We start from the raw sequence: 12,627 nt of genomic DNA on the forward strand, positions 1-12,627 counted from the left end.
TCTACTAAACTCGGCCCTCTTTTGAATGGCCTGGGGACTGTCCATGGACTGTCTGTTTTGCAAGATCGTCGCTGGTGAAATACCCGCGCGCAAGCTTTATGAAGATGATCAGGTGGTGGCCTTTCACGATATTGGCCCACAGGCACCGGTGCACTTTCTGGTGATCCCGAAAAAACACATCAGCACCCTCAATGACCTGAGTGCCGCCGACACGCCACTGGCCGGGCATATTCTCTTCACCGCCCAGCGCCTGGCCAAGGAGCAGGGCTGCGAAGACGGCTTTCGCGTGGTGATGAATTGCAATGACCTGGGTGGCCAGACCGTGTACCACATCCATATGCACGTCCTCGGACAACGGCAGATGACATGGCCGCCGGGTTGAGCCGTCGGCATGCCTGCCGGCTCATGCTCCTTGGCCTGCTGCTGAGCCCACTTGCACCCGCCCAGGAGGTAGGCCACGTATTCAGCGACAGCCTGCCCCAAGGCAAACAAGGCCCGCCGCTGGTTGTGGTGCCGGCTGGGCGCTACCTATTGGGTGACCACAGCGGCCGAGGCAATCACAACGAACGACCGCTGACGCCCATCGAAATTTCCCAGCCGTTTGCCATCGGCCGTTACGAGGTGACGTTCAACGACTGGCAGCAGTATGCCGAAGCCAGCGCGACGCCAATGCCCGATAACGAAGGCTGGGGCCTGTCGGCGCAACGGCCGGTGATCCATGTGTCCTGGCATCAGGCCGTGGCCTATAGCCAATGGCTGTCGAAAGTCACCGGGCAGCGCTATCGCTTGCCCACCGAAGCCGAATGGGAATATGCCGCCCGCGCCGGCAGCACCAGCTATTACTGGTGGGGCGAGCAACTCGATAGCCCGGACAGCCAGCCGCGCGCGCATTGTCGCGGCTGCGCCACCTCACGGCTGATCCAGAGCAAGACCGAGCGCGTCGGCCAGTTCGCCGCCAATGCCTTCGGCCTGTATGACACCGCCGGCAATGTCTGGGAATGGACCGCCTCGCGCTTTGCCAGCCCCTTCGACGGCAGCGAACAGCACAGCGCCAGCCTGCTGGATCAGAGCCCACGGGTGGTGCGCGGCGGTGCCTGGAACAGCGGGCCAACCTACCTGCGCAGCAGCCAGCGCGACATGAAGCAGCCACAGCACAAGGACTACGCCCTGGGTTTTCGCGTGCTACGCGAACTACCCTAAGACCGACGCGCGTCAAGGCTGCGACGAAACGTCAACAGACCTTCTGGCGCGTGTGGAGTAAACTGAACGCCGTCATCATCGCCGGAGGTCCTTATGGCCAGCGAACGTCACTTCTCACCCGTTGACCGCCTGCTGCTGCAAGCCGATGCTGCCCTGCGCACCTTGCTGCCGTTCAGCGGCCAGCCGACGCGGCCGTCACCGGCGATCGTTCAGCCAGAGGCCGAACTGGACGAGCGCCAGGCCCAGCATGTGGCCGGGCTGATGCGCATCAACCACACCGGCGAGGTCTGCGCCCAGGCGCTGTACCAGGGCCAGGCGCTGACCGCCAAGCTGCCGCAGGTACGCCAGGCGATGGAGCATGCTGCCGATGAGGAAATTGACCATCTGGCCTGGTGTGAACAACGTATCCGTCAGCTAGGTAGCCAGCCGAGCATTCTCAATCCGCTGTTCTACGGCCTGTCTTTCGGTGTCGGTGCAGCGGCCGGGCTGATCAGCGACAAGGTCAGCCTGGGGTTTGTCGCTGCCACCGAAGATCAGGTAGTCAAACACCTGGACGATCACCTGCAGCAGATCCCGCAGGAAGACCAAAAATCCCGGGCGATTCTCGAGCAGATGCGTGTCGATGAAGAGCAGCACGCCTGCAACGCGCTGGACGCCGGCGGCTTGCGCTTCCCGGCACCGGTGAAGTTCGGCATGAGCCTGTTGGCCAAGGTCATGACCAGCACCACCTACCGCGTGTAAGGCTGAGTCAAGCGGCACAAAAAAGGGCACCTAAGTGCCCTTTTCCATTCCTGAGAGAGCGTACCGAGTTACTCGCCCAGTTCGACAATCTCGTAATCATGGGTGATCTCAACCCCGCCGCGGCCCAGCATGATCGAAGCTGAGCAGTACTTTTCGGCCGACAGCTCAACCGCACGCTTGACCTGGGCCTCTTTCAACCCACGACCCTTGACCACGAAATGCAGGTGGATCTTGGTAAACACCTTGGGTTCTTCCGTGGCGCGTTCGGCTTCGAGAAAGGCTTCGCAGCTCTCGACCGCCTGGCGGGATTTTTTCAGGATGCTGACCACATCAAAGTTACTGCAGCCACCCAGACCGATCAGCACCATCTCCATCGGGCGCACACCCAGGTTGCGGCCACCGCTCTCCGGCGGGCCGTCCATCACCACCGCATGGCCGCTGCCCGACTCTCCGATAAACAGGGCTTCACCGGCCCACTGAATACGCGCTTTCATTACCCAGGCTCCGCTGCTAAAAAAGGAAGGCAGCTTAGCACAGCGCTTTTGCCAACCGCTGTGCACACCTGTTACGCACAAGTTCCCTCTGCTTGTGATAGCCAGGTCGCAATTCCACACCTAGTATTGGAGTGTTTGTTAAGCTCGCGACGGATTGCTGGCACACTTGTACGGATAACTATTATTAGAAACGCCAGCCAGACAACGGCTTACTTTTATAAATTCGGGATTCGGGCATGGTTGCTATTACCCTCACACCTAAAATAAAAAATCTCGACAAACTACTCGCGCACTGTCACCGCCGCCGCTACACCGCAAAGAGCACCATCATCTATGCTGGCGATCGCTGTGAAACGCTGTTCTTCATCGTCAAAGGTTCGGTCACCATCCTGATCGAAGACGATGATGGTCGAGAAATGATCATCGCTTACCTCAATGCCGGGGATTTCTTCGGTGAAATGGGCCTGTTCGAAAAGGACGGCGCCGAAAAAGAACGCAGCGCCTGGGTGCGCGCCAAAACCGAGTGCGAAGTGGCGGAACTGAGCTATGCCAAGTTTCGCGAACTCACCCAGCAGGATCCGGACATTCTCTATGCCCTGGGCAGCCAGATGGCCGAACGCCTGCGCAATACCACGCGCAAGGTCGGCGACCTGGCCTTTCTCGACGTCACCGGCCGCGTTGCGCGCACCCTGCTGGATCTGTGCAAGCAACCAGACGCCATGACGCACCCTGACGGCATGCAGATCAAGATCACCCGCCAGGAGATCGGCCGCATCGTCGGTTGTTCGCGCGAGATGGTCGGCCGCGTGCTCAAGGCCCTGGAAGAACAGGGCCTGGTCAGCGTCAAAGGCAAGACCATGGTGGTGTTTGGCACACGCTAGCCCCCGCAGTAGAAATAAAAAAGCCGACGCATGCGTCGGCTTTTTTATGGTTTGGTGGTTTCAGTCCACGTCAGGCGCCGCGATCACCCGCTTGCGCTCCGGGAAGAACAGGCGCTCCAGCTCGGCCCCTGGATTGTCCGCACGCATAAACGCCTCACCGACCAGGAAGGCATACACCTCGCTGATTTCCATCAATTCAACATCGGCGCGGTTGAGGATGCCACTCTCGGTCACCACCAGACGGTCACGGGGAATCCGTGGCAGCAGGTCAAGGGTGGTTTCCAGGCTCAACTCGAAGGTGTGCAGGTTACGGTTGTTGATCCCCACCAGCGGCGTATCCAGGGTTTTCAGGGCGCGCTCCAGCTCGTCGCCGTCATGCACTTCCACCAGCACGTCGAGATCGAATGCCTTGGCCGTCGCAGCCAGCTCGACCATCTGCGCGTCTTCCAGCGCCGAGACGATCAGCAGCACGCAGTCAGCGCCCAGGGCGCGGGCTTCAACGACCTGGTACGGATCGATCATGAAGTCCTTGCGAATCACCGGCAGCGAGCACGCCGCACGGGCATCTTGCAGGTAACGATCGGCGCCCTGAAAGAAGTCGATATCGGTCAGCACTGACAGGCAGGTGGCGCCGCCGGCCTGATAATTCTGGGCAATCTCGGCCGGCACGAAATGCTCACGCAATACGCCCTTGCTCGGCGAGGCCTTTTTGATTTCAGCGATCACCGCCGGCTGCTTGCGCTTGGCCTGGCTGATCAGTGCCTCGGCAAAACCGCGCACCGGATCGGCCGCACGGGCTTGCTGTTCAAGCTCGGCCAGCGAAACGATGGCACGGCGTGCGGCAACTTCTTCAGCCTTACGCGCGAGAATCTTCTCCAGAACGGTTGGAATACTCACCCGGCATTCTCCTCTTTGAATACAGCGGTAAAGGACACCAACTCCTGCAATTTCTCCCAGGCCAGGCCGGTGTGCAAGGCGTCATGGGCCAGCTGCACACCCTGCTTGAGGCTGCTCGCCAGATCCGCCGCATACAGCGCCGCACCGGCATTCAGGACAATCATGTCGGCCGCTTTCTGCCCGGCTTCGGTCTTGCGCTTCGTCAGAGCATCGCGAATCAGCGCCAGCGAGGCCTCTGGGCTTTCCACCGCCAGGCCAACCAAACTCTGGCTCTTCAGCCCGAGGTCTTCCGGCAGCACTTCGTATTCGGTGATCTGGCCATCCTTCAGCTCAGCGACATGGGTCGCCGACGCCAGGCTGAATTCATCCAACCCATCGCGCGAATGCACTACCAGAATGTGCTGACTGCCCAGGCGCTTGAGCACCTCGGCCAGCGGCCGGCACAGCGCCTGGCTGAACACACCCACCACCTGATGCTTGACCCCGGCCGGATTGGTCAGCGGGCCGAGCATATTGAAGAGAGTACGCAGCCCCAGCTCACGGCGTGGCACGGCGGCATATTTCATCGCCGAGTGATGCACCTGGGCAAACATAAAGCCGACACCCACACTCTCGATGCAGCGCGCCACCTGCACGGGCGTCAGGCTCAGGTAGATCCCCGCCGCTTCGAGCAGGTCGGCACTGCCACTCTTGCCGGAGACCGCGCGGTTGCCGTGCTTGGCCACCTTGCCGCCCGCCGCCGCTACGACAAAGCTCGCTGCGGTGGAGACGTTGAAGATGTTCGCGCCATCGCCACCGGTGCCGACCACATCGACCACATGATCGAGGGTCTGCAGGTGCACATGGCTGGCCAGCTCACGCATGACCGAAACGGCACCGACGATCTCGTCGATGGTCTCGCTTTTCATGCGCATGCCCATCAGAAACGCGCCAATCTGCGCATCCGTGCACTGGCCCGTCATGATTTCGCGCATGACGTCCTGCATTTCTTCGGTGTTCAGGTCGAGCTGGTTGACCACTCGGTTAAGGGCTTCCTTGATGTTCATCAGCGCTGGCCTCCTTGTTGTTTGAGGAAGTTGGCAAACAGCTCGTGGCCCTGCTCGGTGAGAATCGACTCAGGGTGGAACTGCACGCCCTCAATATGCAGGGTCTTGTGGCGCAGGCCCATGATCTCATCCACGGAGCCGTCCTCATGCTGCGTCCAGGCGGTGACTTCCAGGCAATCCGGCAGGGTTTCGCGTTTGACCACCAGGGAATGGTAGCGGGTCACGGTCAGCGGGTTGTTCAGGCCGGCGAAGACGCCCAGGTCGCGGTGGAATACCGGACTGGTCTTGCCGTGCATGACCTGGCGCGCACGCACCACATCGCCACCGAAAGCCTGGCCGATGCTCTGGTGCCCCAGGCATACGCCGAGAATCGGCAGCTTGCCGGTAAAGTGCAGGATGGCCTCAATGGACACCCCGGCTTCAGTTGGCGTGCACGGCCCCGGCGAGACCACGATGCGCTCAGGCTTAAGCGCCTCGATCTCGGCAATCGACAGCTCATCATTGCGGATCACGTGCACGTCAGCACCCAGCTCGCCCAGGTACTGCACCACGTTGTAGGTGAAGGAGTCGTAGTTATCGATCATCAAAAGCATGGCGGGACTCCTCAGCGCTTGGACAGGTCAGGAACGGTTTGCTCGGCAAGCGCCACAGCACGGAACATGGCGCGACGCTTGTTCAGCGTCTCCTCCCACTCCAGTGCCGGCACCGAGTCGGCCACGATGCCGGCACCGGCCTGCACGTGCAGTTCGCCGTCCTTGATCACCGCGGTACGAATGGCGATGGCGGTGTCCATATTGCCGTTCCACGCCAGGTAACCCACCGCGCCGCCGTAGACACCGCGCTTGACCGGTTCCAGCTCATCGATGATTTCCATGGCGCGAATCTTCGGCGCACCGGACAGGGTGCCGGCCGGCAGAATGGCGCGCAGCGCGTCCATTGCAGTGAGGCCTTCCTTCAGTTGGCCGGTGACGTTGGAGACGATGTGCATGACGTTGGAATAACGCTCGATCACCATCTTCTCGGTGAGTTTGACGCTGCCGGTGCTGGCCACGCGACCAACATCGTTGCGGCCCAGATCGATCAGCATCAGGTGCTCGGCGACTTCCTTGGCGTCGGATAGCAGGTCCTCTTCCAGGGCCAGGTCGGCCTCCTCGGTCGCACCGCGCGGGCGGGTGCCGGCAATCGGGCGCACGGTGACCAGACCATCTTCCAGGCGCACCAGCACCTCCGGCGAGCTGCCCACCACATGGAAGTCCCCGAAGTTGAAGAAGTACATGTAGGGCGTCGGGTTGATGCAGCGCAGCGCGCGGTACAGGTCGATCGGCGCGGCCTTGAACGGGATCGACATGCGCTGGGAGATCACCACCTGCATGCAGTCGCCGGCGAGGATGTACTCCTTGATCGCCTTGACTGCATTTTCGTAGTCATCGCGTTTGAAGCTGGAAACGAAGTCCGGCTCGGCAGCGGCCGGCGCGGCCAGGTCCACGCCAAGGCGCGGCGTGATCGGCTGACGCAGCTTGTGCAGGATCTCCTGCAGACGCGCCTGGCCCTGCTCCAACGCTTCGGCTTCGCTCGAGTCGACCAGTACGATGGCGTGCATCTTGCCCGCCAGGTTGTCGAACACCACCACCGCATCGGAGACCATCAGCAGGATATCCGGCGTACCCAAGGCATCTGGGTTAACACCCTTGGCCAGTTTGGGCTCGACGTAGCGCACGCTGTCATAGCCAAAGTAACCGACCAGACCACCGTTAAAGCGCGGCAAGCCGGCCAGGGTCGGCACCTTGTAGCGGTCTTTGAATTGCTCGACGAAGGCCAGTGGGTCTTCGCAGTGATGGCGTTCGACTTCGACACCGTCGACGCTGATGGTCACGTCATGCTCGTAAGCGCGCAGTACGGTGCGCGCTGGCAGGCCGATAATGGAGTAGCGGCCCCACTTCTCACCGCCCTGCACGGACTCCAGCAGGTAGGTATTGGCCTCGTCGGCCAGTTTCAGGTAGATCGACAGCGGGGTATCGAAGTCCACCAGGGTTTCGCAGGCAACAGGAATGCGGTTATAGCCGGCAGCGGCTAAACGCAGAAATTCTTCGCGGGTCATGAGCAGCCTCGTGGCTTGAGGTTAAAACGGTCGAATGCAGGCGTGCCGCCGTGGCGGCCAGGATCAGGTCAGAGGCGCCAGCGCCAACGGGCCAGGGCCTTGATGATTTTCATGTCGGTGCTTGCCGACCAGCGCGTGCAGGTGACCACCACGAAACTCTCTTAATTCAGGCGGGATTGAACTCCGGCCACACTAGCGCAGGGCCGGAAGCGAATCAACCCGCAAGGCCCGGCAAAAGCGCGGGCTCGACAGCATGCAGCAGGCCGCTGAGGCAATCGAGCACATACGCCGGGTTTTCCTCGGCAATCGGCCGGCCGTGGTTATAGCCATAACTCAGCGCTACGCACTGCACCCCTGCCGCTTTGGCTGCAAGCACGTCATTGCGGGAATCCCCCACGAACAGCGCCTGATCAGCCATCACACGTGCCAGCTTTAATACATGCCGCAGCGCCGCCGGATCCGGTTTTTGTTGAGGCAAGGTGTCACCGCCGACAATCCAGCGGAAATAGCCGCCCAGGCCTTTCTCATCAAGCAGCGGCGCGACAAAGCGCTCGGGCTTGTTGGTGACAATCGCCATTTCCACCTGCTGCTCACGCAGCCAGTCCAGCACCAGCCGCACACCGGGGTAAACCTCGGTCAGCACATGGTTGTCGGCGTAATGCTGCATAAACAGCTCCAACGCCTGCTCGGTGAGTGCCTCATCGACATGCTCATGTTGCAACCCACCCGCCAGAGCGCGGCGCACCAGCACCCGCGCACCATTGCCAACCCAGTTGCGCACCTGCACCACACCGGCAGCCGGCCGGCCCAGGTCGCGCAAAGTCTTGTCGATGGCTGCGGCCAGATCCGGCACCGAATCGACCAGGGTGCCGTCCAGGTCAAACATCACCAGGCGCGGTAACTCGCCCTGGAACAGCTCGCGCAGCAGGCTCACCCGCGAACCTGAGCCAGTTCAGCGCGCATGGCGTCGATCACGGTTTTGTAGTCCGGCTGATTGAAGATCGCCGAGCCAGCGACAAAGGTGTCAGCACCGGCAGCGGCGATTTCGCGGATGTTCTGCACGTTCACCCCGCCGTCGATCTCCAGGCGGATTTCACGACCCGACGCGTCGATCAGCGCACGGGCTTCCTTGAGCTTTTCCAAGGTATGGGGAATAAATTTCTGCCCACCGAAGCCCGGATTGACGCTCATCAGCAGGATCATGTCGACCTTGTCCATCACATGCTTGAGCACATCCAGCGAGGTGGCTGGGTTGAACACCAGACCGGCCTTGCAGCCGCCGTCACGGATCAGTTGTAGAGAACGGTCGATATGCAGCGAGGCTTCCGGGTGGAAGGTGATGTACGTCGCACCGGCCTCGATAAAGTCGCCGATGATGCGATCCACCGGCTGCACCATCAGGTGCGCATCGATCGGCGCGGTGATGCCGTACTTACGCAACGCCGCGCAGACCATTGGGCCTATGGTCAGGTTCGGCACATAGTGGTTGTCCATCACATCGAAGTGCACGATGTCGGCACCGGCGGCGAGCACCTTGTCCACTTCCTCACCCAAGCGGGCGAAATCGGCAGACAGAATCGACGGAGCAATGGCGAAAGGTTGCATGACGCACCTCGGCGGTATTCACGGAAGGCGCGCATTGTACCAGCCCGATCCAAGGCCTGGCGCGCGCGCGAAGCACCTGACAAACACTGGCAGGAACAGCTAGGCTGCTGAGACCCGATATTCGCTGGAGAGCCCCATGTTTTTGCGCACTGCCGCACTGGCCTTGAGCCTGCTGTTATCGACCAGTCCACTGCATGCGGAAGAGCCCACACCCGCGCCTGACGCCCCAGCCACAAACGATGCCGCCCCCGCCGAACCCGCCACCGAGACGCGCGCGCCCTTGCCCGAGCGCAGCGAAGTGGAAGCCACCGCATTGGAGCAACGCCTGGAGCAAAAGGAACAGCAGCAACTTAAGGCGGGCGATGAAAGCTTTCTGGCCCTCTGGCTACCGGCCAACGTCGCCGAGCCCAGCGGTGCGGTGATTCTCGTGCCGGGCGATGATGAAAATGCCGACTGGCCGCAGGGCGTTGGCCCACTGCGCCGCAAGCTACCCGATGGTGGCTGGCACAGCCTCAGCCTGACCCTGCCGGACCCCAACGGAGATGCGCCCCCTCTGCGTGACGTCACCGCGCAATCCGCCACACCGCCCGCAACAGACACGCCAGCCAATACCGACAGCGCACCTGCCGGCGACGCCGCACAAACTGAAGCACCAGCCGAAACGGACACGGCCGTAGCTGCCGATAGCACGCCCACTGCGAGCGCAACGCCAAGCCTGGAAGAGCGGCAGAAGGCACATGCCGAACGCGTCCTGGCGCGCATTGAGGCCAGTATTGGCTTTGCCGAGCAGCAACAGGCCAAGACCATCGTCCTGCTCGGCCATGGCAGCGGCGCTTACTGGGCCGCGCGTTACCTGGCCGAACGCAAGCCGGCCAAGGTCAGCAACCTGCTACTGGTCGCCGCCGAACTGCCCGCCGGTTTCACACCGCCACTGGATGAGCTGATCCCACAACTGCAACTGGCCACAGGCGATTTCTACTACAAGGATCAGGTCGCTGACCGCCAGGCAGCACTGAAGCGCTCACAGGCCAGTAAACGGCAGAAACATCCGGCGTATATCCAGGTGGCCATGAAGGCACTGCCGGGCAACCGCGAAGCCGAACAGGAACAGCTTTATCGGCGGATCAAAGGCTGGCTGACCCTGAAAGTGCAGGCAAAGTAATCAGCAACGCAGAGCTTGGTGCACCACTGCCGACCTAGCGAAAACCGTGACGCTGGCGAATCAGGTCATAGGCCTGGTGCAGTTCACGGGTACGCTCCGTGGCCTCACGCACCCGCTCCGGACTGGCACCACTGCCGGCCAACTTGTCGGGATGATGGCGACTGAGCAGACGCCGATACGCCTGCTTGATCTGCGCCGGCTCAGCCTCGGCAGCCACATTCAGCAGGTTCAGTGCGCGCTGATAGGCGTTGCTGGCGGTGGGTGCCAACGGCCCCTGCTGCGGCGCATAGGCATCACTGAATTGCGCCTGGGTCGCGGCAGCCACCTGCAACCACTTACCCCAGAGCATGATCAACTCACGCTCCGCCTGGCTGACCTGGCCATCGGCCCAGGCCATGCGCCAGCAGGCACGCAGCAAGGTTTCAGCCCGCGCCTGTTGACGACGCAACGGCCCGCGCAGACTGTCGCGCCCGGTCTTGCCCTGCGCAAACGCTTCAATCGCCTGGCGCTGCCCCTCGGCACTCAAGCCCAGTCGCTGCATCTCTGCCCGCGCCTGCTGGATATGTGCAGGCAGCACGCGCCCGGCACTTTTCGCCAACCGCCCGAGCAGTACAAACAACAGCCACTCATCACTCGGCGCTGCACGCCCGCCCAGACGTTCACGCAGCGCCGCCCAGGACTGCAGCCGCAAGCGCCGATCCAGCACCTGACCGAGCAGCGCACCGAGCAACGCGCCGGGAATACTGGCCACCGCCAGCCCGGCAACAGCACCCAGCAAAGTGGCAGGCCAAATCATCCTAAGCTCGCGCCTCAAGCAGTCGCTCGACTTCAGCCAGGCGCTCATGGGTGCCGACATCTACCCAGCACCCGGCAAACTGCTCACCGCTGACCTGGCCCTCAGCCATGGCCTGGCGCAACAAGGGCGCAAGTTTGAACGCACCCGGCTGACACTCGGCAAACAACGCGGGCGACAGTACCGCCAGCCCGCTGTAGGTCAAGTTGCCTTCCCCCGCCTGAGCATCACTGACCTGGCCGCCCTGCAGGCAGAAATCACCGCCCGCATGGTGCGTCGGGTTAGCCACCAGCACCAGATGAGCCAAACCACTTAACGGGCGGCGCAACTGGGCAAAGGGGTAGTCGGTGAAAATATCGCCATTGACCAGCACAAAGGGTTGATCACCCAACAGAGGCAGGGCCTTGAAAATTCCACCGCCGGTTTCCAGCGGCTCGCCTTCTGCGGAATAGGCGATACGCACACCAAAGCGCGCACCGTCACCCAGGTAATCCTCGATCTGCTGCCCGAGCCAGGCATGATTGATCACCAACTCGGTAACCCCGGCGGCCGCCAGAGCGCGCACGTGGTACTCGATCAGCGGGACGCCAGCGGCACGCACCAGCGGCTTCGGCGTATGCAGGGTCAGCGGCCGCAGGCGCTCACCTTTGCCTGCTGCCAGAATCATCGCCTTCATACTGGCTCCTGCGGCAAGCTGGCCAGCAGTTCACCCAGCTCGGCCAGCTCAGGTCGCCGCGCCAGCACCGCTTCTATATAAGAGAAGAAACGCGGCACATCCCCCAGGTACTTGGGCTTGCCATCCCGGTGGCAGATCCGCGCAAAGATGCCGATCACTTTAAGGTGACGTTGCACCCCCATCAGGTCGCTGGCACGCAGAAAATCCTCAAGCTGCGGCTGAACCGGCACGCCGACAGCGCGCGCCTGCTGCCAATACTGCTCCAGCCAACCGCGTACGCGTGCCTCAGGCCAACTGAGGAAGGCATCCTTGAACAGACAGGTGATGTCGTACGTCACCGGCCCGTAGACGGCATCCTGAAAATCCAGCACGCCAGGGTTCGGCTCACTGCGCATCAAGTTGCGCGGCATGTAGTCACGGTGCACCAGCACCTTGGGCTGCGCCAGGGCGCTGTCGATCAGCAATTGGCTGGCGCGCTGCCAGGGCGCCAATTGCGCAGCCGTCAACGTCACGCCCAGGTGACGCTGTACATACCACTCGGGAAACAACTGCAACTCACGACGCAGCAGGGCATCGTCATAGCTGGGCAACGGCGTGCTCATCGGTAACTGCTGGAAAGCCAGAAGTGCCTGCATGGCATCGGCGAACAGCTCATCCGCATTGCCTTCGTTGATCACATCCAGATAGGTCTGCCGCCCCAAGTCGTTGAGCAGCAAAAAGCCGCGCTCAAGGTCCGCTGCGAGAATCTGCGGCACATTGAGCCGTGCTTCAGCCAGCAACTGGGCCACCTTGACGAAGGGCCGGCAATCTTCCTGCGGCGGTGGCGCGTCCATCACAATCAGGCTGCGCTCAGCCCCCAGCCAGCGAAAATAGCGGCGAAAACTGGCATCGCTGCTCGCCGATGTCAGGCTGGCAGCCGGCACAGCGCCCCAGCCCTGCTCGGCAAACAGCCCAGGCAGCTGCTGATCCAGCCAGTTTTCGAGGAGTTTCAGGCGTACATCTTCATCAGGCATTACAAGGTCTCCGACGGCGCT

At 61.9% G+C, this 12,627-nt stretch carries 14 protein-coding genes and 1 pseudogene; 5 read left to right on the forward strand and 10 right to left on the reverse strand.

Translation table 11 applies throughout. The features are described 5' to 3' along the window. Positions 1-43 precede the first annotated feature (43 nt). The 3 genes from ACSQ17_RS07440 (at position 44) to coq7 (ending at position 1,941) form a co-directional block, all read left to right on the forward strand. The gene (locus ACSQ17_RS07440; protein WP_436068133.1) at positions 44-382 is read left to right on the forward strand and encodes a histidine triad nucleotide-binding protein; all 339 of its coding nucleotides are present in this window, start codon (positions 44-46) and stop codon (positions 380-382) included. Further along, positions 367-1,200, forward strand: coding sequence for a formylglycine-generating enzyme family protein (locus ACSQ17_RS07445; RefSeq protein ID WP_436068134.1), 834 nt, complete (start codon positions 367-369; stop codon positions 1,198-1,200). Before ACSQ17_RS07440 ends, ACSQ17_RS07445 begins: the two co-directional genes overlap by 16 nt. Before the next feature lie 93 nt (positions 1,201-1,293). Next, the gene (gene coq7 / locus ACSQ17_RS07450; protein WP_233685243.1) at positions 1,294-1,941 is read left to right on the forward strand and encodes a 2-polyprenyl-3-methyl-6-methoxy-1,4-benzoquinone monooxygenase; all 648 of its coding nucleotides are present in this window, start codon (positions 1,294-1,296) and stop codon (positions 1,939-1,941) included. 68 nt (positions 1,942-2,009) lie between these two features. Here coq7 and ACSQ17_RS07455 read toward each other — a convergent pair whose 3' ends face one another. After that, on the reverse strand, positions 2,010-2,435 hold the full coding sequence (locus ACSQ17_RS07455) for an OsmC family protein (protein ID WP_233685244.1): 426 nt from the start codon (positions 2,433-2,435) through the stop codon (positions 2,010-2,012). 236 nt (positions 2,436-2,671) lie between these two features. Here ACSQ17_RS07455 and crp point away from each other — a divergent pair, with 236 nt between their 5' ends. Beyond that, the gene (gene crp / locus ACSQ17_RS07460) at positions 2,672-3,316 is read left to right on the forward strand and encodes a cAMP-activated global transcriptional regulator CRP (RefSeq protein ID WP_108488573.1); all 645 of its coding nucleotides are present in this window, start codon (positions 2,672-2,674) and stop codon (positions 3,314-3,316) included. 60 nt (positions 3,317-3,376) lie between these two features. Here crp and trpC read toward each other — a convergent pair whose 3' ends face one another. From trpC to rpe, 6 genes and pseudogenes are all read right to left on the reverse strand, one after another. After that, positions 3,377-4,213: an indole-3-glycerol phosphate synthase TrpC gene (trpC, locus tag ACSQ17_RS07465; protein ID WP_436068135.1), complete on the reverse strand. Its 837-nt coding sequence runs from the start codon at positions 4,211-4,213 to the stop codon at positions 3,377-3,379. Further along, a complete protein-coding gene (gene trpD, locus ACSQ17_RS07470) occupies positions 4,210-5,259 on the reverse strand; it encodes an anthranilate phosphoribosyltransferase (RefSeq protein ID WP_436068136.1) in 1,050 nt (349 codons plus the stop codon). Before trpD ends, trpC begins: the two co-directional genes overlap by 4 nt. Then, positions 5,259-5,852, reverse strand: coding sequence for an aminodeoxychorismate/anthranilate synthase component II (locus ACSQ17_RS07475; protein WP_436068137.1), 594 nt, complete (start codon positions 5,850-5,852; stop codon positions 5,259-5,261). The genes trpD and ACSQ17_RS07475 overlap by 1 nt, the downstream gene beginning before the upstream one ends. Positions 5,853-5,863: 11 nt before the next feature. Then, positions 5,864-7,357, reverse strand: coding sequence for an anthranilate synthase component I (gene trpE / locus ACSQ17_RS07480; protein ID WP_436068138.1), 1,494 nt, complete (start codon positions 7,355-7,357; stop codon positions 5,864-5,866). A 68-nt stretch (positions 7,358-7,425) separates the two neighbouring features. Then, positions 7,426-8,291: pseudogene (locus ACSQ17_RS07485) on the reverse strand (phosphoglycolate phosphatase). Beyond that, the gene (rpe, locus tag ACSQ17_RS07490) at positions 8,288-8,962 is read right to left on the reverse strand and encodes a ribulose-phosphate 3-epimerase (protein ID WP_436068139.1); all 675 of its coding nucleotides are present in this window, start codon (positions 8,960-8,962) and stop codon (positions 8,288-8,290) included. Before rpe ends, ACSQ17_RS07485 begins: the two are co-directional and overlap by 4 nt. A gap of 136 nt (positions 8,963-9,098) precedes the next feature. Between rpe and ACSQ17_RS07495 the strand changes: the two genes are divergently transcribed. Then, positions 9,099-10,124, forward strand: a complete 1,026-nt coding sequence (locus tag ACSQ17_RS07495; RefSeq protein ID WP_436068140.1) for an alpha/beta hydrolase family protein — start codon at positions 9,099-9,101, stop codon at positions 10,122-10,124. 34 nt (positions 10,125-10,158) lie between these two features. On the opposite strand, the gene ACSQ17_RS07500 is transcribed toward ACSQ17_RS07495, so the two are convergent. Genes ACSQ17_RS07500 through ACSQ17_RS07510 form a run of 3 tightly spaced genes read right to left on the reverse strand, consistent with a single transcriptional unit; the run spans position 10,159 to position 12,606 of the window. Continuing rightward, on the reverse strand, positions 10,159-10,920 hold the full coding sequence (locus tag ACSQ17_RS07500) for a TerB family tellurite resistance protein (RefSeq protein ID WP_436068141.1): 762 nt from the start codon (positions 10,918-10,920) through the stop codon (positions 10,159-10,161). Between the two features lies 1 nt (position 10,921). Continuing rightward, positions 10,922-11,593 carry an N-acetylmuramate alpha-1-phosphate uridylyltransferase MurU gene (gene murU / locus ACSQ17_RS07505; protein ID WP_436068142.1) on the reverse strand — a complete coding sequence of 224 codons (672 nt, stop codon included), beginning with the start codon at positions 11,591-11,593 and terminating at the stop codon, positions 10,922-10,924. Continuing rightward, on the reverse strand, positions 11,590-12,606 hold the full coding sequence (locus tag ACSQ17_RS07510; protein ID WP_436068143.1) for an aminoglycoside phosphotransferase family protein: 1,017 nt from the start codon (positions 12,604-12,606) through the stop codon (positions 11,590-11,592). Before ACSQ17_RS07510 ends, murU begins: the two co-directional genes overlap by 4 nt. Positions 12,607-12,627 lie beyond the last annotated feature (21 nt).

Source organism: Pseudomonas sp. LjRoot71, assembly GCF_964253255.1.
In the GTDB taxonomy this organism is placed as follows: domain Bacteria; phylum Pseudomonadota; class Gammaproteobacteria; order Pseudomonadales; family Pseudomonadaceae; genus Aquipseudomonas.